The sequence below is a fragment of the Acinetobacter sp. WCHA45 genome, assembly GCF_002165255.2.
Taxonomy (GTDB): domain Bacteria; phylum Pseudomonadota; class Gammaproteobacteria; order Pseudomonadales; family Moraxellaceae; genus Acinetobacter.
This window is the reverse complement of the sequence record NZ_CP028561.1, coordinates 1,136,594-1,156,208: the sequence shown is the minus strand read 5'-3', so window position 1 is coordinate 1,156,208 and position 19,615 is coordinate 1,136,594. Positions and strand designations below refer to the sequence as shown.

17 protein-coding genes and 3 pseudogenes are annotated in these 19,615 nt (G+C 37.2%); 8 read left to right on the top strand and 12 right to left on the bottom strand.

Annotated features, from left to right (window positions below; genetic code table 11):
* Window positions 1-11 precede the first annotated feature (11 nt).
* Window positions 12-827, top strand: a complete 816-nt coding sequence (gene thiM, locus CDG55_RS06890) for a hydroxyethylthiazole kinase (RefSeq protein ID WP_087536839.1) — start codon at window positions 12-14, stop codon at window positions 825-827.
* Between the two features lie 31 nt (window positions 828-858).
* On the opposite strand, the pseudogene CDG55_RS06885 reads toward thiM, so the two are convergent.
* Window positions 859-1,125, bottom strand: a pseudogene (locus CDG55_RS06885) (AraC family transcriptional regulator); the annotation flags it as partial.
* A 45-nt stretch (window positions 1,126-1,170) separates the two neighbouring features.
* On the bottom strand, window positions 1,171-2,883 hold the full coding sequence (locus CDG55_RS06880; protein WP_005160879.1) for an AAA family ATPase: 1,713 nt from the start codon (window positions 2,881-2,883) through the stop codon (window positions 1,171-1,173).
* Window positions 2,884-3,042: 159 nt separating this feature from the next.
* Here CDG55_RS06880 and CDG55_RS06875 point away from each other — a divergent pair, with 159 nt between their 5' ends.
* On the top strand, window positions 3,043-4,008 hold the full coding sequence (locus tag CDG55_RS06875) for an alpha/beta hydrolase (RefSeq protein WP_087536838.1): 966 nt from the start codon (window positions 3,043-3,045) through the stop codon (window positions 4,006-4,008).
* A 31-nt stretch (window positions 4,009-4,039) separates the two neighbouring features.
* Window positions 4,040-4,753, top strand: a complete 714-nt coding sequence (locus tag CDG55_RS06870) for a glutamine amidotransferase (RefSeq protein ID WP_087536837.1) — start codon at window positions 4,040-4,042, stop codon at window positions 4,751-4,753.
* A gap of 47 nt (window positions 4,754-4,800) precedes the next feature.
* Here the strand turns inward: CDG55_RS06870 and CDG55_RS06865 are convergent.
* Window positions 4,801-5,891: pseudogene (locus CDG55_RS06865) on the bottom strand (IS4-like element ISAba33 family transposase).
* Between the two features lie 127 nt (window positions 5,892-6,018).
* Here CDG55_RS06865 and CDG55_RS06860 point away from each other — a divergent pair.
* The 5 genes from CDG55_RS06860 to CDG55_RS06840 all read left to right on the top strand — a co-directional run bounded on the left by CDG55_RS06860 (window position 6,019) and on the right by CDG55_RS06840 (window position 9,317).
* Window positions 6,019-6,987, top strand: coding sequence for an IS30 family transposase (locus tag CDG55_RS06860; protein ID WP_265736134.1), 969 nt, complete (start codon window positions 6,019-6,021; stop codon window positions 6,985-6,987).
* 83 nt (window positions 6,988-7,070) lie between these two features.
* A complete protein-coding gene (locus CDG55_RS06855) occupies window positions 7,071-7,637 on the top strand; it encodes a nuclear transport factor 2 family protein (RefSeq protein ID WP_087537463.1) in 567 nt (188 codons plus the stop codon).
* Between the two features lie 48 nt (window positions 7,638-7,685).
* Entirely contained in the window at window positions 7,686-8,054 is a 369-nt protein-coding gene (locus CDG55_RS06850; protein WP_087537464.1) for a hypothetical protein, read from the top strand.
* A 59-nt stretch (window positions 8,055-8,113) separates the two neighbouring features.
* On the top strand, window positions 8,114-8,614 hold the full coding sequence (locus tag CDG55_RS06845; RefSeq protein WP_087537465.1) for a chalcone isomerase family protein: 501 nt from the start codon (window positions 8,114-8,116) through the stop codon (window positions 8,612-8,614).
* Between the two features lie 13 nt (window positions 8,615-8,627).
* Window positions 8,628-9,317, top strand: coding sequence for a response regulator transcription factor (locus tag CDG55_RS06840; protein ID WP_087537466.1), 690 nt, complete (start codon window positions 8,628-8,630; stop codon window positions 9,315-9,317).
* Window positions 9,318-9,319: 2 nt separating this feature from the next.
* On the opposite strand, the gene CDG55_RS06835 is transcribed toward CDG55_RS06840, so the two are convergent.
* The 9 genes and pseudogenes from CDG55_RS06835 to CDG55_RS06795 all read right to left on the bottom strand — a co-directional run bounded on the left by CDG55_RS06835 (window position 9,320) and on the right by CDG55_RS06795 (window position 19,612).
* Entirely contained in the window at window positions 9,320-10,648 is a 1,329-nt protein-coding gene (locus CDG55_RS06835) for a sensor histidine kinase (RefSeq protein ID WP_087537467.1), read from the bottom strand.
* A 30-nt stretch (window positions 10,649-10,678) separates the two neighbouring features.
* Window positions 10,679-11,728, bottom strand: a complete 1,050-nt coding sequence (locus CDG55_RS06830) for an SAM-dependent methyltransferase (protein ID WP_087537468.1) — start codon at window positions 11,726-11,728, stop codon at window positions 10,679-10,681.
* 8 nt (window positions 11,729-11,736) lie between these two features.
* Window positions 11,737-12,516: a DUF1295 domain-containing protein gene (locus CDG55_RS06825; protein WP_087537469.1), complete on the bottom strand. Its 780-nt coding sequence runs from the start codon at window positions 12,514-12,516 to the stop codon at window positions 11,737-11,739.
* A gap of 37 nt (window positions 12,517-12,553) precedes the next feature.
* Window positions 12,554-13,753, bottom strand: a complete 1,200-nt coding sequence (locus tag CDG55_RS06820; RefSeq protein ID WP_087537470.1) for an SAM-dependent methyltransferase — start codon at window positions 13,751-13,753, stop codon at window positions 12,554-12,556.
* Window positions 13,728-14,542 (bottom strand): annotated as a pseudogene (locus tag CDG55_RS06815) (DUF1365 domain-containing protein). Before CDG55_RS06815 ends, CDG55_RS06820 begins: the two are co-directional and overlap by 26 nt.
* A gap of 16 nt (window positions 14,543-14,558) precedes the next feature.
* Window positions 14,559-15,833, bottom strand: coding sequence for an NAD(P)/FAD-dependent oxidoreductase (locus CDG55_RS06810; RefSeq protein WP_087537471.1), 1,275 nt, complete (start codon window positions 15,831-15,833; stop codon window positions 14,559-14,561).
* Window positions 15,833-16,819 carry an acyl-CoA desaturase gene (locus tag CDG55_RS06805; RefSeq protein WP_087537472.1) on the bottom strand — a complete coding sequence of 329 codons (987 nt, stop codon included), beginning with the start codon at window positions 16,817-16,819 and terminating at the stop codon, window positions 15,833-15,835. The genes CDG55_RS06810 and CDG55_RS06805 overlap by 1 nt, the downstream gene beginning before the upstream one ends.
* Window positions 16,820-17,043: 224 nt before the next feature.
* On the bottom strand, window positions 17,044-17,847 hold the full coding sequence (locus tag CDG55_RS06800; RefSeq protein ID WP_005159461.1) for a sulfite exporter TauE/SafE family protein: 804 nt from the start codon (window positions 17,845-17,847) through the stop codon (window positions 17,044-17,046).
* A gap of 106 nt (window positions 17,848-17,953) precedes the next feature.
* The gene (locus tag CDG55_RS06795) at window positions 17,954-19,612 is read right to left on the bottom strand and encodes a bifunctional protein tyrosine phosphatase family protein/NAD(P)/FAD-dependent oxidoreductase (RefSeq protein WP_087537473.1); all 1,659 of its coding nucleotides are present in this window, start codon (window positions 19,610-19,612) and stop codon (window positions 17,954-17,956) included.
* Between the last annotated feature and the right edge of the window lie 3 nt (window positions 19,613-19,615).

Here is a 19,615-nt window from a genome sequence, read left to right as displayed (position 1 = left end):
AGGGGTGATGAATGTCACAAAAACAACAACTGATTGAACAAGTGATTGAAGCTTGGCAAGCTCTTCAGCAACAAGCCCCATTGGTACAATGTATTACCAATAGTGTCGCCAATAATTACGTCGCAAATATCTTACTTGCAGCTGGTGCATCGCCCGCAATGATCGACAATCCATTTGAAGCAGCAGATTTTACAAACATTTGTGCAGCTTTAAGCATCAACATTGGTACACCGACGACTGAACAAACTCAAGCGATGCTCATTTCTGCTGAAACAGCACAACAGCAACAAAGACCATGGGTACTCGATCCTGTTGGCTATGGAGCAATCCTGAAATGGCGTAGTGAAACTGTTGATCAATTACTCAAGTTTCAACCTACCATTATCCGCGGCAATGCATCTGAAATCAGCACTTTAGCGGGCAGTCAAGTTCAATCTAAAGGCGTTGATAGCACATTAAATAGCCATGATGTTTATGCTCAAGCAAAAAGCTTGTTACAGCATACTGAGTGTGTTGCGATTTCTGGTGAATCTGACTATATCATTTCCAAACAATTGGATATGGTAATCAAAGTAAATGGTGGTTGCCATTTACAGCCTAAAATTACTGCAACAGGATGCGCTCTAGGTGCATTAACCGCCGCTTATCATGCAGTAAGGAATTCAACCATTGCGGCGCTTGCTGCACATATTCATTTTGCTATTGCAGGCAAACTTGCATATGACCATGCTCAAACAGTTGGAAGCTTTAATGTTGCTTTTTTAGATTATATTCATATGCTCGATGATAATTTAATTCAGCAATATGTAGACATTGAAATTTTATAATTCAGCTCTGCTTATTCGCAGAGCTTAAACGCTATTTCAGTAATAAATAAATGTCTGTGATCAAATCACATTCATCTACATCATGAACAAAGTTGTGGTAGTGAAAAAAGACGGGAAAATCCCCTACTTCACGTGCTGATTGTGGTAACCAGTCCCGATATAGATAGTAAACACTGTCTTTAATATTATCGTGACTGCCCAAATGCCGAATCACGGCATAGTTGCCTTTGGGAAGAGTACCTGTGCTTACACCGTATGTATTTTCAGGGATATCCGCCGTGATTGTTCCAGCAATATCAATAATTTTGGTGTCAGTAGAAAATGTAAGAGGCATTTACATCCCTTATTCGATAAACAGTAATGCTAAACGGACTTGATCATAAGCCATACGCGGACTTGTAGCTTCCACAATTGGACGTAACTTAATTGAACCATCATCGGTAAAATGCTCAGGATTTTTACGTTTGTGTAACCGTTTATAGATCTTACGAACTTCTTCAACGACTTCATCACCAGGGTTAGCAATAGAAATATCTAATCCTTGCTCTTTATGCAATCGCGCGAGATGGTTAATAATCGTTGCAGGCGTTAGCCCTCGCTCATGCGCGATATCTTCAATTTCATAACCATCTTCAAATAAAGCACGCGTTTCCTCTAAAGTCGCTGCTGCATAATTCTGTTTTTCGCCTTTCGAAAGTTTTTTCTCGTTGCGTGCAATTTCAGTTGCATTCAGCGTGCCGCCACAATGACGAATAAAGGCATTATGCTGTGGGGTTAGATCAATATTTTCAAAATTCACTTCTGCTTCGGTCGATAATTCCTGAAAACGGCGGTCTGCTTTAATTGCTAAACTATCCAACTCAAGTGCTTGTTCATTAAACCCAAGCAATTTCAGTCCAGTCAGTGACTTTAATCGAGACAAAGCCACATAACCCTGACCTTTTTCAAAAGTATGCGTTAAATTAATTTCTGCTGCTTCTAAAGTCATACCCTGACTTTTATGAATAGTGATTGCCCATGCCAAACGTAAAGGAATTTGCTGATAACTTGCAATCACCTTGCCTGCTTCATTTTCAATTGACCATGTTTCTGGCTCAACAAGTAATGTCGTTCCATCTGTCAATTTGACCTTTGGTAAAATCCCTTGTTTATCATCTTCCTCAAAACCAATCACTTCACCTAAACTGCCATTGATATAGCCCATATCAAAATTATTTTTGACAAACATCACTTTGGCATGCTTTTTAAGGGTCAATTCTTCAGGTGCGCGTACCGAGGACTTCAGTGTTTCGATTAATTTTTCATTACCATCTAAAACAGCATTAAATTGATGACTTTCATTCTCAATTTCGTTCAGATGCTGATAATTGATGTTATCCACATCCATATTATGTGTGTATAAACGGGTAAAGGTTTCGCCAATATCGTGCTGACGCGATTGTTGTAATGCGAAAATATGATTCTGCTGAATGCTCTGTGCTCGAATCGCATTTAATATCTGATTTAAAATTTCATCATCCTGACGGTGTTGCTCAGTCAAATAGCAAACCCGAAATTTTGCTTCAACCCACGCTTCAGACATGAAGCAAAATTTATCTCGATTACTTTCATCTTTCTTACCTACTGGTGGTAACTGGAAAAAGTCACCTGCAACAATGACTTGAATTCCACCAAAAGCTTCATCACTTTCTTTGAAGTATTTAAGCACCTGATTGACTAAATTAAGCTGTTTGGCATGCAGCATTGAAATTTCATCAATAATCAAGACCTGGGCATTTTCTAAATGCTCTTTTAAATATTTACGCTCTTTCATACGCTTCAGATCATCATCACTCAAACGATCTTTAATTCCAATCCCTGCCCATGTATGAATGGTCATTCCATTCATATGCGTAGCCGCGATCCCTGTAGAAGCCGTAATCGCAACGGGTACTTTTCGCGCTTTAAGATAGTGAATATATTGATTTAGCGTATAGGTTTTTCCTGCACCCGCGGAACCTGTTAAAAAAACATTTTCCCCAGCTTTAAGTAACTTCAGTGCAGTCTCTTGTTTCATAATTTCTTCAGTCAAAAACAACAGCACATAGCTTAACGATTTTTTTGTAAAAGTAAAAACTCAAACTGATTTTGAGAACTGTTTGTATCTCACTTTTACATTGACATCCAAACATTTTCATTTAATGTGTTTCTTAATTAATTCAGATTAGATATAAAAATGAACATTTCAAATTCATATAAATATCAAACAGATATATTGGGAGAAGATTATCAGCAACTCACTTTAAATTTTGCTGATGATTATGATGGGAAAGTCGTTGCAACATTAGTTCGCAAGAAATCAGCTCAAGCCACCAAGAAAGCAGTTCTATATATTCATGGTTTTTGTGACTATTTTTTCCAAACAGAAATGGCAGAACAATTTAACCAGCATGGTTATGATTTTTATGCTCTCGATCTCAGAAAATATGGTCGCTCAAAATTACCGCATCAGAAGTTTTATTATCTACTCGACTTACGTGAATATGATGCTGAAATCACTAAAGCACTCGAAATTATTGGCCAAGAAAATCACAATCAAGTTTTACTTGCTGGGCATTCAACGGGCGGCTTAATTACAACGCTATACGCCGCACATTACCCAGATCATCGCCTGATTAAAGCACTATGGACCAACAGTCCTTTTTATGATTTTTATAAAAGTGTAATAGAGAAAAAAGTTGGTATTCCCTTATTAAGCGAGGTTGGCGAACGTTTACCAAATGCTAAATTCCCAAGTGGCTTAAATCAATGGTATACATCAAGCCTACATAAAGATTTCTATGGTGAATGGGATTTCAACTTAAATTGGAAGCCCAAATCACTCCCTTTTGTTCATTTATGTTTTGTAAATGCGATCCACAAAGCACAAAAAGAAATCCATCGCGGTATTAGTTTAAATATTCCAACCTTGATTATGCATTCACACCAATCCAAATATCCCAAAAAATGGGGTGTTGATGCACAGCAAAGTGATGTGATTTTAGATGTCAAAGATATGACACACAATGCAAAGAAAATGAAAGGTGATGTACAAACCTTAGCAATCAAAAATGGCTTACATGATTTAGTCTTATCTGCACCGCCTGTGCGAAAGAAAGTCTATGAGGATTTATTTTCTTGGCTTGAACAAAAAATGCCTTAAATAAGCTCTATTTATAGTGATTACACAGATTATGGATACTTCAATTTCTTTGCCTAAAACAGTTTATGCAATTCAACATCTTGCATTTGAAGATTTAGGTTCATTAGAAGATATTTTTTATCAACTCGGTTTCCGTGTTCGTTATTTTGAAGCGGGTGTGGATGATCTTAAACCCGCTTTAAATTATGAAGGTCTTACCATTATCCTTGGTGGACCAATTGGTGTTTATGAAACTGAAGACTACCCTTTTCTTATAGAAGAAATTGAAGGCCTTAAGCAACGCTTGAATGCGAATAAACCAACTATTGGTATTTGTTTAGGCGCACAATTGATCGCACATGCATTAGGTGCAAAAGTCTACGCAGGTCATCAAAAAGAAATTGGTTGGAGCCCATTAGAAATAAAAAATCTTGATCAAAACCCATTATCAGGATTAGAAAATATTCATGTCTTACACTGGCATGGTGATACTTTCGATTTACCCTCACAAGCAACTTTACTCGCTAGCTCAGAAATTTATCCAAATCAGGCATTCGCCGTGGGAAATAATATTCTAGCTTTACAATTTCATCTTGAGATAAACCAACACAGTTTTGAGAAATGGCTCATTGGGCATACGTGTGAAATACGGCATGCAGGCTTATCAATTCCTCAGTTAAGACAAGCTAATTTAGATTATGCTGAACAATTAGAAAGTAAATGCAGGGAAATTATTGAATTTTTTTTAGAAAAACTTGATGATTGAATTCATGACTCGAAAACAGTATGTTTATGCTCTGTACACGACAAATTTCATAGGGCCCTTGTCCTATCAGGCTTTTTCTTTCTTAAAATTGCGAGCACTTTCTTAAATTCTTCTTTTTTCCCAAAACCAATCAAACGTAGAATAGCCATTTGAACATAGTCCAAACCGTATCGAAATAAACTTACTGAAAGTCGTCCATGCTTCTTTATTTTTATCGCTTTTTTTCGATCATGTTGCCATTCACCTGTTAAATAGCACCAACAGAAACCGATGGCTAGCACTGCTATCAATTTCTTGACTCGTCTAGGGTCTGTTAAACGAGTATTTTCAAGATTGAATCCACGTCCTTTGAGACAACTAAATAAGGTTTCGATTTCCCAGCGTAATGCATAATCACGAATAGCAGAAGCATTAAACATAGGAGAAACAACAAGTAAAAGTTCTCCATCTTCTAATCGTAGCGCACTAATATACAGTTTCACTCGACCAACCCAAATACGTCGTTTACGACATTCAGTTTGACCAACTTGAAGATGACGCAATAAATCACTAATTTTATGATTCTTAGCTAAGTGATTGGTCACAATAAAGTTTTTTTAACACGTATACAGAAGTTAATGTCATTTTCAATTCACCATGTAAACCATTTCTCACCGATAAATTCTCTGTCTGCAAACACATTCACAATACGATCTTTACCAAAAATGGAGATAAAGCGTTGAATCAAAGCAATACGCTCTTTTGTATCTGAATTTCCACGTTTATTGAGCAATGTCCAAACAATAGGTATCGCTATTCCACAATAGACGATGGCTAACATCAAGATATTGATATCTCGTTTTCCCCATTTCCAGTTGGTTCTATCCAAAGTTAATTGGACTTTATCGAATGAAAATATATTGAAAATTAACTGAGAAATTTGACGATAATCGAAATACTGATCTGCAAAGAAGCGTTGTATACGTCGATAAAATGATTGTGGTAAGCACGTGATGGGTAAGGCTTTAGATGCAGAAGAAAGATTACATGTCTGTTTTACAATTAATGCCAGCATAATCAGTGTAAAACATTTTACATGTGACTTGTTCCACTTTAGATATTTGTTTAAGATGAGATATAACTCATTGAAATGTGTCATCATATTCGTCGTCAGAAAACAAGTATTATGCCATTATTTCAATGAGTTATCTTTTTTGTCGTGTACAAAGATGGAGTATATAAAATTGTCATACCATCATCTTAACTTTGAAGATCGTAATGCATTAATGCTTGAATCAAGAAAAGAAGGCTTTTCAGCCAGAAAATTTGCTGAACTTATTAAAAGACATCCTAGTACGATCTATCGTGAGCTTAAAAGAAATAGCATCAATGATGTTTATCAAGCTCGATATGCTTCTGATCACACCTTCGCTAGACGTAGACGTGGTCACAGAAAACTCAAAATCGATTCAATCCTCTGGAAATTTATTGTTGAAGCGCTCCGTTGTTTATGGTCTCCTCAGCAAATAGCAAAGCGTTTAAAGACATTTCCTGATTTGGATCAAACAATGAATGTAAGCCATACAACGATTTACTCAACGATACGAGCATTACCAAAGGGTGAGTTGAAAAAAGACTTATTATCCTGTCTGCGTCATGAAAATAAAAAGCGAAAAGCTAACGGTGAACCTAAAAAAGATTCTATATTACAGGATATTAAAACTATTCATGAGCGCCCAGCCGAAGTTCAAGAAAGAAAAATACCGGGTCATTGGGAAGCCGATTTAATTAAAGGCAAAGACAATAAAAGTTCGATAGCAACACTTATTGAACGAAATACACGGCTCTGTATTTTGGCAACATTACCTGATGCAAAGGTAGAATCAGTGCGCAAGGCTTTAACAGAAGCTCTGAAATATTTACCTGCAGAACTGCGTAAAACGTTGACCTATGACCGTGGACGCGAGATGGCAGAACATAAAATACTTGAAGAAGATTTAGGCATAGATGTATATTTCTGTGACCCACATTCACCATGGCAAAAAGGCACATGCGAAAATATGAATGGTTTAATTAGGCAATATTTACCTAAAGGGATTGATTTAAATCAGGCAGATCAGCATTATTTAAATCAAGTTGCCATGTCACTGAATACTCGCCCTAGAAAAGCGTTAGATTGGCTTACACCATTAGAAAAGTTTGCTCAGCTTGTTGATTATCATAAGGCTTTTGAAACTGTCGCACCTCATGTTTGAATTCGCCAGGTTTAATAATCAGTTCACATCAGATTCACATAACGCGCTCTAAACTATTTATAAAATGAAATGAGTTTACGAGCATGGCATTTATACGAACTTTAGCGGTTTCAACATTAGCCTTATTCTCTTTAGCTTCGTGTAAAAGTATACCAAGCTATTCATCTGACTATAGCAAAGCAAGTAAAGAAATATCTGGCATTGCTTTGACGCAAGAACAAGCGACTGAAATCGGTAAGCGGTTCACTTCAGCATTCAATACACTTGGAACACCAAGTTTTATTAAAAATGCAAGCCAACTTTATGCTAATGACCTATACATTAATGACACCTTATCCCAGTTTTCGAACAAAGAAGATTTGGTAAAACATTTTTCAGGTATGAATGAGCATGTGAGTAACGTCAATGTCAAACTTATTAGTGCCACTTATCAAAAAGATTCAGCCTATATACATTGGTATATGACTTATGATTTTAAAATGTTTGGTCGTAGTAAAACTATGGCATCGTATGGCATAAGCGAAATCAAAATCAACTCCTCTAGCCAAATAGTTTTTCAACAAGATTATTGGGATCCTGCCAATGGCTTATATCGTTCATTACCATATATTGGAAAGGGTTACTCTCTGGTTTTACCTTTCAAAAAATAGTTTAAAATTCGGCCATCATAAATTTGTAATAATTCAAGGGTGATATATATGGACGATAGTTTCTTATTAAATCAATTTAGTCACATTGATGGTTTAATCTTCCTTGCTGTGATAGATAATTATGATGGTTCTATATTAAAATCTATAGGAGATCATCATATAAATATAGATAGTGCTATACTTGAAGTTACCAATATATATAACATGCAAATAAAGCTGACACATCAGTTTGATCCAATGGATTATCTTGAAGGTATATTTATCAGTTTACACAATCAATATCATATGATTACTCCCCTTGAAAGTAATCAAAACCTATTTTTATATGCAATTTTAGATCATACTCTAACAAATCCTGCATATGCACGTTACGAAATTGAACGTATTGAAAAAAATCTGAATTTTTATGCCTATTAAAAATATATCTTATTAAATAAGCTTTGAATTGAGTATTTCTTTGCACAATGGAGTTAAAAATGAATTCTAATTTAACGAAGAAAATATTTTCATTTTGTGCCATTAACTTAATAGTAGGTACTCATGTAGTGCATGCAAGTGTTCATACTTGTCGGAATGCCCCACTAATTGTTACGGGAAAAGTTGTTGGTTCAGTGACATACTTTGCAGAGGATTGTAAAAAAAACTGGGAAAACCAAAACATACGCCTAGACTTTTCTTATCGTCAAAACATTCCTGAATGGGCATTTAAACGTGCAGCGACTCATTTCCTTAAGAAAAATATTGCAGGCTTCTCAGAAAACTCAACAATGAATAACATCACAGAATTATATCACCCTGTAAAAAAAGGTGATCTCTATAGCCTCAGCTACAATCAAAATAGCAATACACTTACATTATCTTTAAATCAAAAGACTCTCGGTGCGATTACAGATCAAAAAGCAAATCAGTATTTTAAAATTTGGTTTGGAAGCCAGCCATTTAATGCTAAATTAAAGCAACAATTACTAAATCAATAACTTGACTATTATTATGAGCAATCAATTTATTCTGATGGTTGAAGATCACTATGAACTTGCAGCAACAGTGTGTGAGTTCCTAGAAGAGCATGGCTTTGTGATCGATCATGCACGCAACCTCGATGCGGCACGAAATTTTCTAAAGAACCAACCCTACCATTTGCTACTTTTAGATATCAATCTTCCCGATGGTTCAGGCTACGACTTATGTGAATGGCTTAGAAATGATCAAGGTAAAGATATTCCTATCTTGATGTTAACCGCGAGAGATACCTTAGATGACAAATTAAAAGGTTTTACTGCTGGAACAGATGACTATTTAGTTAAACCTTTTGATTTTAATGAATTAGTCATGCGTATTCGTGCGTTGATTAAACGATCTCTTGGAGAGGTTTCTTCTAGTAAAATTCAAATCCATGATCTTGTTTTAGATAGTTCTACTCAAACAGTTACCCGTGCAGGTCAACATATTGAGCTGCCAAGAATTCAGTTTAAATTACTCAAAATTTTGATGCGTAATTCACCTAAAGTAATCACTAAACAAGAAATTATCATCGAACTATGGGGAGATGAAGAACCTGAAAGTGATGCCTTACGCAGCCATATCTATAACTTACGCAAAATGGTCGACAAACCATTTGACCAAAAGTTAATTCATACCGTCTCAGGTGTAGGCTTAAAAGTCGCTTTTGAAGATTATTAAACTCAATTCATATACACCACAACGATTAAACCCGTTGTGTTTTCCAATTTGAGATATTTGCGTGTGCTCAAATAATATTGTCGATCAAATAGTTCAACACGCCAACCTAATTGATTACAGAGTTTTTGTACCAACTGTAATCCGATACCATGCCCTTTTGCCTTAAGTTGCAGTTGAGTCGTATTTAATTCTTGCACTTTGGAATCATTCGGCATCGTGATTCCAATCCCATTATCCGCAATCACAATACTATTTTTACGTTGAATAATATGAATACTTGAGCCTTGAGAATAATTTAGCGCATTACGCAAAATATTGCTAAACACCATTTTTGTCATTGATGAATATAATAAACGTGTTGATTCTGAATCATCATACTGCACCAAGATCTCTATCCCTTTACTTTGGCTCACCATATCTAAATCGTGAACGAGATCAGTAATAATGGCAGATAATCGGGTTTGCTCAGCATTTAGGGTATTGGTCGTGTTACGTGCAATTGCAAGTAAAGTATCTACGAGTAATTGCATGTCCTCAATGGTATTTGCTATACGGTTCAATGATTTATCATTACCATATCTTGCTTGGCAGATTTGGACATTACCTTTCAAAATCGTCAAAGGCGTACGTAATTCGTGACTAACATCCCCCGTAAACTCGCGTTCACGATAAATAAACTCACTCAATACTTCATGGTACTTTTCTAATGCCTGTTTTAGATATTCTGCTTCCAAGTTGCCATTGGTACTAATATCTTGAAATGGAGAAGCCTCTTTACTTTGATGAACCCAGTCTATTTGTTCTAGCGCATTTGCAAGACGGGTAATCGGTGAGAAATAACGTTTCGCACGGCGATTTGACCACCATAAAATGCTATAGAGCACAATCAAACTAAACATTAATGGCGCAAGACCAAACATCCAAACAATTTTATTGACGTTACTTTCACCGAACACCAACAACACATGCTGACCATTGCGCTTGCCATAAACAGTCATACGATCTTTGCCATCTACAAAAATACGATGCACGCCTTGCTGTAAAGTCAAATCACGAAGTGGTTGCGGAGGCTTGTTTGATGACCAACGATAGCCATATAAATTTTTAGTGTCTGGAAGATCGGCATTTGGATTACGATCAACACGTATCCAATAATGTTCCATTTCTTGTTCAAGCGCAGTTTTGAGTAATGAACCTTTAATCACCCATGCGCTACAAGCAATACCAATAATAATTGAGAGTGCGATCAGCCCGATCTGCAACCAATAATAGCGATTAAACATCTCACCGAGTGGATGATTATTTCCGTCATTTTGTTTCGATCTAAACATTGGCTGATCTACTTACAGAGCTATCTTTAATTATACGACTTTCTTTTTAAACAGGAAGTGACCGACAACCCACTCTTGCCCTTGTTCAAACCCAAATAATTCTGCACAAGCCATAAAGAAAATACGCCAACGTTGCCACCATGCATCTGCATCTTGAGCGTAAACTTGTTCAAAAAGTGGTTTTAATTGTTCGACATTGCGATCCATATTTTCTAACCAAGCATTCGCTGTTTTCTCGTAATGAGTACCCGACCATTGCCAATGTTTAGATAGCTCTAAATGATCTTGGAAATGTAAGAATGTAGACGTTGATGGCATCAGACCACCTGTAAAGAAGTAGCGCGACATCCAATCATATTCACTTTTAATTTCAAATGGATAATGTAAGAAACGATGACAAAAATTATGACACCACAACATCCCATCTGCTTTGAGCCAAGACTGAATTTTCTCAAAAAGCTTTTGATAGTTTCGAACATGTTCAAACATTTCAACCGAAACCACACGATCAAAAGTATTCGCTTTTAACTCAAGCACATTAACATCACAGGTTAAGATTTCTACGTTGTTTAGACCACGCTTTTGAGCTTCTGCAAGAATATGTTGACGTTGAGTAGCTGAATTAGACACTCCCGTGATTTTTGCATTTGGATAACGCTCTGCCATCCATAAGGTAAATGATCCCCACCCACAACCCAACTCTAAAATTTGTTGACCATCATGTAATTGAGCACGATCACTATATATCTGTAGTGCAAACTCTTCAGCTTCATCCAAATTTGTTCGATCATGGGGAAAGAAACATGCACTATATTTCAAACGTTTTCCTAGAACCGCCTGAAAGAATGCTGTAGGTAGTTCATAATGCTGCTCGTTGGCTTTGTCCGTTTCGATCGCAATTTCACTGTGCTTTAACATATTAAGCACATCCATATAGCGCTGAGCACCTTGTTCAGGGTCATAACGCCCTTCTTGAATCAAACGCTTTTTACTCAATGCACGGATGGCTGCACGAATCGCTTGATCAGGAACTAAACCGCTTTCGACGAGTTTTAAAGATTTTTGAATAATAAAGTCCATGTGCGTACCTACTCTTTGGGTTTCCACGGAATAAACATTGAAGTTCGTTTTTGATAATCGAGATAATTTTGACCTCGATTTCTTAAGGCTTGTTGCTCACTAAATGGAATACCCGTGATGTAATACAAGAATAACCACATCAACACTGGATAGATCCACAAGCTTAATAATCCTGCCGCTACTCCTATGATGGGATAAGCAAACCAATGCAACCATTCAAAGAAATAGTTTGGGTGACGTGAATATCTCCATAGACCTTGATCCATTGTTTTGCCATGATTATTGGGATTTTGCTTGAAGCGATATAATTGTTGATCTGCAACTGTCTCACCGACGAATGCAACGAACATAATTAAACCTGCAATAATCAGATAATCATTGGTATCCATGCTCCAAGACATGCTTGGCACATTGAGCAAGCTCCACATTGGAAGACTAAATAAGATGGCCAATCCTGCCTGAAACATAAAAAAAGCAAAGAAACCTAAATGTTGATATTTTCCCATCGCCCTACGCATATTGGCATATCGTCTATCTTCCTCATGTTCAGCCAGATAACGCCGAAACAAGTGCAAGCTCAATCGTAAAAACCAAATCGAACTGAATATTCCAATAAACAACCTGACATTTAACGGAGCGATCTCAACAAACAATGCTGTCAGAGCAGTATTTAAAAAAATACAAAAGCTCCAAGCGACATCTACAATACCTGCTCGATGATTAGAGGTTGCCCACAACCAACACAGCGTCATTACTACAGCATCAAGTAAAAATAATTGCCACAACATAACCATCTCCTTGATGCATTAAAAAATCTTGGATTTTTTAATAAGGGCTTGCTTCAAATAGAAGATGTACATCACTGATCACTCCTTCTTTAAAGCCACCTTCGCAATAACAGAGATAGAAATCCCACATCCGAATAAAGTTTTCATCAAATCCTAAAGCCAAAACGCGTTCTTTGGCATTTAAGAAACGCTCACGCCATTGATGAATCGTTTCTGCATAGCTCAAGCCAATATCTTCAAGATGTTTTAAACGTAACTGTTGTTCAGATGCAGCTTGAGTTAAAACACTGATACACGGAATAAAACTTCCTGGGAAAATATAGCGTTTAATATAATCCACGGTATTCAAAGCTTTTTTATAACGTGCATCTTCAATTGTGATAGCTTGAATCAAGCCCAAACCGTTCGGTTTTAATAAGGATCGGCATTTATTAAAGTAAGTCGATAAATATTGCTCACCCACCGCTTCAATCATTTCGATCGAAACTAACTTGTCGAATTTGCCTTCTAACAATCGGTAATCTTTGAGCTGAACATTGACACGATGACTGAGACCCGCATCGGCAATACGTTTGGTTGCTTCATCGTATTGTGCTTGAGAAATGGTGATCGTAGTCACTTTACAGCCATAATGCTGAGCAGCGTAGATCGCAAATCCGCCCCAACCACTACCGATCTCAACCAAGTGATCCATCGGTTTGAGTTGTAATTTCTGACAAATCAGCTCTTTTTTATAATCAGAAGCTTCTTCTAGAGTCATATCTTTGTGCTTATATACAGCACTGGAATACATCATTGAAGAATCAAGAAAGAGTTTGAAAAAGTCATTGCTCAGGTCGTAATGCTCTGCAATATTTTTTCGACTTCCTGACAATGAATTTTTACGTGTTTTGTACCAAGCTTTTAATACAAGTTGGCTGGCTTGAGAAATCACATTCTGATTAATCTTATCAAGCACATGACGGTTTCTCGCCAAAATTTGAATGACTTCAACGAGGTGTTCACTGCTCCAATAGCCGCGAATATAACCTTCAGCCGCACCAAGTACACCGTTTTTAAAAATCAGATCAATCAATTCTTTATTATGAATCTCTATCGTCGCTTCTAAATCAGAAACCTCACCCACGGTACCATTCCATTCTCCACGAAAATGAATTTGTCCATGACGAAGTTTGAGCAAGCTTCGAAGAACCAAGGGCAGTGAATCCTGTTCACCGAAAATAAGCGTTTTCATCATGTTGTTTTAAATCCTTATCTTTTTTGGGTGCCGATAAAATGGAACTTTCTTTCGCCATAGATGAAAAGCTTGAAGGTAGATCGAAGCTAACATCTTGAAAGGTTCAAAGATATGATAAATAGCATAACGATTCAGTTGTGAAGGAACTGTGATGCTGGTTAAAGTGAAATGCATCGTTGCATCAAAGATAAATTTATCTGATTGATAAAGCTGCATATGAATCACATTTTGTTCATCTGAAAAGTTAAATCGCCATTTGTACTGAATATCAATTGGCATAAATGGAGAGACATGAAAACTCTTTTCAAATTCGAACTCATAACTTTTGAAATGACTGTGCTCTTTTAATTTTTGACGACAGTCATGCACATAAACTTTACGTTCATTCCAAGGGGTATTGGTGATTTCACTCAATATGAAAACAGGTTGTTTTTGAGGATTGAGTACAAAATAAAAGATGACTGAATTAAAACTAAATCCTAAAGTTCTTGGCAATGCGAGCACACGAATTTCTGATTGAGTTGATAAAATCGTATCCGCTTGCTGCAAAAGGATTTTCTTAATTCGTTCTCTGATCGAACCTGTATAGCCTTTTAGAAAATCATTTTCATAAAGATTTAAGATATTCCAACGCGAAGTTGAACAAAGCCATGAACGATCTAGGTTTTGATCGATACGATCAGGATCAAAACATAAATAGCTCAAACTAGACTCAAAATCGTGTGCTTTAGGATAAAAGCGCCGATGTCTAATCTGAGCTTTGGCTATGGAAAGTGAATCTTCAAACATGTGATCACCTCCAAATTTAGCCGTTCAATTTTAATAGTTCATCGACTACACGTTGAGCACTTCTCGCCCCATCTTCATGAAAGCCCCAACCCCAATATGCCCCGCAGAATGAACTGCGGTTTTGACCATCGATCAAATCCCAACGCGCTTGTGATTCAATTGCTTTTTTATCAAAAACAGGATGTCGATAACGACGTTCGACATAAATCTTATCTTTTGCGATCGACATATTCGGATTGAGTGTAGAAAAGATCTGGGTCTTACACGGTAGCTTCTGCAAGCTGTTCATCCAGTAAGTAAATCCATAGTGTACTTGATGAGCTTTGCTATTTTTTTGATGTTTCTCTTGAGCAGTGACATGCACATGCCAACTTGCCCATTGAGATTGACGCTTCGGCATAATCGAAGTATCAGAATGTACCACCATAAAGTTATCTTGATAATCAAAACAACCTAATACATCTCGCTCATCTGCCGAAGGATCTTGAATCAGCTTTAACGTATCATCAGCATGACTGGCAAACACAACCCAATCAAAAGTTTCTTGTTCTTGATTCGTGACAATATGAACTAAATCATTTTCACGAATCACTTGTTGAACTTGCGCTTTTTTCCAAATAATTGATGGACAAGCTTTTTGAATCGCTCGTATATAAGAAGCTGAACCACCTTTGACCGTCTGCCATTGAGGGCGGTCTTCCAATTGCAACATACGATGATGTTGAAAAAAGCTTACGACAAATTTATAGGGAATATTTCCAACTTGATCCACTGGGCTTGACCACAATGCACCACACATTGGGTATAAATGTTCTTGGCGAAATACCTCTGAATAATCATTTTGATTCAGATAGTCTTCAATACTCAGTTCAGCGTTGCACTGATCTAACTGAATATCTTTGTTGTCTTGATAAAAACGAATCAAGTCGGACAGCATGATCCGAAATTTCTTATTTAAAAAATTCTGAGGTCGCGTTAATAGTGACCATTTTTTTGATGGATTATATTGAAGCCCTGTCACTTGATTGTTGACTGAAAAGCTCATGTCACTATTCTGTGCTTCCACACCTAATTCGGCAAGCATGGCGCTAAATAGAGGATAATTATAATCATTGAATACAATAAAACCGCTATCTACAGCAACGTTTTTACGTTCAATCCAAAGATCATGTGTATCCGTATGTCCACCGAAATACTGTTCTTTCTCAAAGATAGTGACTTCATGCTGTTTTGATAATTTCCACGCAGCGTATATACCTGAAATACCAGAGCCTACGATTGCAATCTTCATCAAGACTCCTCGCTTTGAATTTTACTCGTGTTTATTTTGAGATTTAATTGATGACTTTTATGGGTGTCATAAATACGTTGTGGTACAGGTTTAATTCCCCAAATCAAACCGAAAAAAGACATCATTTTTAAAATGTAATAAGTAATGTCGATTTGCCACCAGAAGAAACCTTGCCGAGTACTCCCCGCATAATAATGATGGTTGTTATGCCAACCCTCACCCAATGTAATAATCGATAAAAATAAATTATTTCGGCTGTTATCCTTCGTCTCGAAGTCTCGACTGCCATACAAATGCGCAAGTGAATTGATACATAAAGTCGCATGAATCAGCAAAACAGTTGAAATCACAAATCCCCATACCAATAGCTGTAAGCCTGAAGTACCTAAACTCGGATAAGTAATACTCAACCACTCACCTAAACCATAAATTGCAAAAGCAGTGAACAAGACCACAGGTAAACTAAAACGGTCTAACCAAACAATTTCAGGAAACTTTAGCCAGTCTTTAATGACTTCTTTTCGTGTAGAAAAATTCTGTTCATTTAAAAACCATCCAATATGACTGTACCAAAATCCATGTGTAGATGAATGCGGATCGTGATCTGTGTCAGTAAAACGATGATGATAACGATGATGAGCTGCCCACCATAAAGGCCCTCGCTGTGCACTCATGGTTCCGATCAACACAAAAAAGAATTGTATTGGACGCGAAGTTTGAAAGGTTTTATGCGAAAGATAACGATGAAAAAAAGCAGTGATCGCAAACATACGAATAAAATAAAAAAACAGCATGAATGCTATAGCAAACCAAGACACACCCACCCAAAAAACTGCAAGACAAGCGATATGCAGCAAAATGAATGGTAAAATTCTAATCCACTGAATCTTGGTATCTTTTGAGCTTTCTTGAAAAGGAATATGCTGTTTATCTAAAGTATCAGTCAGTGACCAACTATCCATCCATCGCAGAAAAAATTTAAACATTGATTCTTCCTGACCCAATCTCTTTTTATATTTATGATATTAATAGAAATCATATGAAGTTTATGTGAAGCATCCTTTTAGGCATGCTAGTGAACTCTTAGCATCATAATACAAAATTACATAGGAAACATAAATTTATATATTTTTTAACCTAAACTCAAAACCTCATCGTTTGAGTCTAGGCTCAGTTTTAGAAACTAAAAGTCAAATAGATAGCAATATAATTAAAGTGAAATCATGGGCAAGATTTTCGATACGCTTGAAATCACCAAATAAATCGCAACACAAATTACCACTACAGCAAATACCTCTTGTACCGTTTTGATATCAATCAGGCTGATTAATCTTCTGCCAATTAGCATGCCGATAATACAAGCCACAACAAAGCTAACAGTTACAACGATTGGATACTGAAAGCCATCTATGATGTGTATTGAAATACTTACACCACCAATTAAGAAAATGATCATCAGTGACGTTGCAACGATACTACGCATATCTAGATCAGTGACTTTACGCAAAGCTGGCACAATCACGAAACCGCCACCAACTCCTAATAATCCAGTTAATAGACCTGCAATTATGCCTATAATACCCAACACTGAAGCAGTTTTAACATTCCAAATCAGTTGCCCTGTTGATTGATTCACCTTACACGGTGGATCTTCAAAATCATTCACCTTATTGAAGAAAATACGATAAGCCACAATCATCATCACGATACTAAAACCAAGGCTTAACCAAACTGGAGAAATAATACTCGCAAGATGAATCCCGTAACGTGCTGATGGCAAGCTGATTAAAGCGATCCATATTGCGGCACGATAACGTACGATTTTCTTGAATAAGCCTTGAACCATGCCAACAAATGCAGCAAGTGTTACTGCCAACAAACCTACTGGTGCAGCTTGAGACACCGTCCATCCTTGACTCGCCATCAATGCTGGTACAGCCAAAATACCGCCACCTGCGCCTGTCAATCCAAGTAAACATCCGATCGCAAGACCTTCTAAGACTAATAACCACATGATATGCAATGTCCTCGTACAAGGATGAACCCATTTCTGGAGAAAATACTGCCCTAACTCAGCTCTGAATCAGGACTAAGTATTTGATTTATTTAAGCTGAATAAACTAAAGTTTTGGCTTCACCAGCCATTCACGACCTTTGAGCATTCCATCCCAATACATCGGCGGTAGAATTTGCTCTTTTAACAGCCATGCAAGCTGTGAAGGTTTTTGCCCATCGAGCAACCACTTAGGGAAACTAGGTAACAGTTTTCCGCCATAACCAAATTCTGCCAACACAATCTTTCCACGCTCAACTGTGAGCGGACAAGATCCATAACCGTCATATTGCGCAAAATTCTGATTGCCTCTTAAGTACTGCAATACATTCACTGCAACAATAGGTGCTTGCTTTCGTGCAGCTGCTGCCGTTTTCGCATTTGGTGCATTAGTGACATCACCCAAAGCAAAGATATAAGGGTACTTACTATGCTGTAAGGTATGCTGATCAACACTGACCCAACCTGCCGCATCAACCAAGTTACTCGCTCGGATAAAATCAGGTGCTTGCTGTGGAGGAACAACATGAATCATGTCGAAATCAGTTTCAATCACTGAAGTATTTTCCCCTTCACTGACCTTAAACCAAGCTCGCTTTTGGCTTCCATCGACTTTAATCAATTGATGATTAAAGTTTAAATTGGCATTGTAACGTTTAATATATTCCATCAAAGCTGGAACATAAGCTTGTACACCAAATAACACCGCACCTGTATTATAAAAATCAATTTCAATATCTTTTAATACACCTTGTCTTTGCCAATAATCAGCTGACAAATACATTGCTTTTTGCGGAGCACCAGCACATTTAATTGGCATAGGTGGCTGTGTAAAAACAGCTTTACCCTGTTTCATATTACGAACCAAGTCCCACGTATAGGGTGCAAGATCATAACGATAGTTTGAAGTCACACCATTTTTACCTAGCGTTTCAACTAAACCTTCTATTCCATGCCAATTTAATTTTAAGCCCGGACAGACGACTAATACTTCATAGTTAATCGGCTTACATCCCTCTAATAAAACTTGTTTATTATCAGGATCAAAAGCTGCAACAGCCGCCTTAATCCAATGAACTTGTTTAGGAATCAGACTCGCCATTGTTCTTACCGTTTTTTCAGGAGCGAATATCCCACCGCCCACCATCGTCCATCCTGGTTGGTAGTAATGAATTTCAGCAGGATCAATCACGGCAATATCTAAATTCGATTGACGAGATAACAAACTTGATGCTGCTGAAATACCCGCTGCTCCCCCACCGACAATCACCACAGAAAAATTCGGTATATTGTTTAACTGAGTTGGATTTTGCTTCAAAATTCGAGGGACTAAACCTTGTAAATCGTAGCCCAGTGATTTTGACTGCAACAACATCTGATCAATGGTAAGTTCAGCCACTTGAGACAGTGCCCATAAGGTAATTGATCGAGTTCCTGAACGGCAAAATGCTAGTACAGGTTTTTGGGATTTTTGATAAAGTGACTTAAATTCAATTGCTTGTTCATCTGTCACCCGCCCACTTACAACAGGTAAATATTCCAATTGAATCCCATGGCGTATTGCAGCTTCTTGGATCTCAATAATATTTGGCTGGTCAACACCTTCACCATCAGGGCGATTACAAATAATCGTTTTGATTCCCTTGGCTGCAATTTCAACCAAATCAGATTGATTGATCTGAGCAGATACCCAAAATTCAGGGTTAACTTGTTTTAAGTCACTCACAAT

Coding starts and splice junctions, on each gene's coding strand:
- thiM (WP_087536839.1), top strand. CDS start 12: ATGTCACAAAAACAACAACTGATTGAACAAGTGATTGAAGCTTGGCAA.
- CDG55_RS06880 (WP_005160879.1), bottom strand. CDS start 2,883: ATGAAACAAGAGACTGCACTGAAGTTACTTAAAGCTGGGGAAAATGTT.
- CDG55_RS06875 (WP_087536838.1), top strand. CDS start 3,043: ATGAACATTTCAAATTCATATAAATATCAAACAGATATATTGGGAGAA.
- CDG55_RS06870 (WP_087536837.1), top strand. CDS start 4,040: ATGGATACTTCAATTTCTTTGCCTAAAACAGTTTATGCAATTCAACAT.
- CDG55_RS06860 (WP_265736134.1), top strand. CDS start 6,019: ATGCTTGAATCAAGAAAAGAAGGCTTTTCAGCCAGAAAATTTGCTGAA.
- CDG55_RS06855 (WP_087537463.1), top strand. CDS start 7,071: ATGGCATTTATACGAACTTTAGCGGTTTCAACATTAGCCTTATTCTCT.
- CDG55_RS06850 (WP_087537464.1), top strand. CDS start 7,686: ATGGACGATAGTTTCTTATTAAATCAATTTAGTCACATTGATGGTTTA.
- CDG55_RS06845 (WP_087537465.1), top strand. CDS start 8,114: ATGAATTCTAATTTAACGAAGAAAATATTTTCATTTTGTGCCATTAAC.
- CDG55_RS06840 (WP_087537466.1), top strand. CDS start 8,628: ATGAGCAATCAATTTATTCTGATGGTTGAAGATCACTATGAACTTGCA.
- CDG55_RS06835 (WP_087537467.1), bottom strand. CDS start 10,648: ATGTTTAGATCGAAACAAAATGACGGAAATAATCATCCACTCGGTGAG.
- CDG55_RS06830 (WP_087537468.1), bottom strand. CDS start 11,728: ATGGACTTTATTATTCAAAAATCTTTAAAACTCGTCGAAAGCGGTTTA.
- CDG55_RS06825 (WP_087537469.1), bottom strand. CDS start 12,516: ATGTTGTGGCAATTATTTTTACTTGATGCTGTAGTAATGACGCTGTGT.
- CDG55_RS06820 (WP_087537470.1), bottom strand. CDS start 13,753: ATGATGAAAACGCTTATTTTCGGTGAACAGGATTCACTGCCCTTGGTT.
- CDG55_RS06810 (WP_087537471.1), bottom strand. CDS start 15,833: ATGAAGATTGCAATCGTAGGCTCTGGTATTTCAGGTATATACGCTGCG.
- CDG55_RS06805 (WP_087537472.1), bottom strand. CDS start 16,819: ATGTTTAAATTTTTTCTGCGATGGATGGATAGTTGGTCACTGACTGAT.
- CDG55_RS06800 (WP_005159461.1), bottom strand. CDS start 17,847: ATGTGGTTATTAGTCTTAGAAGGTCTTGCGATCGGATGTTTACTTGGA.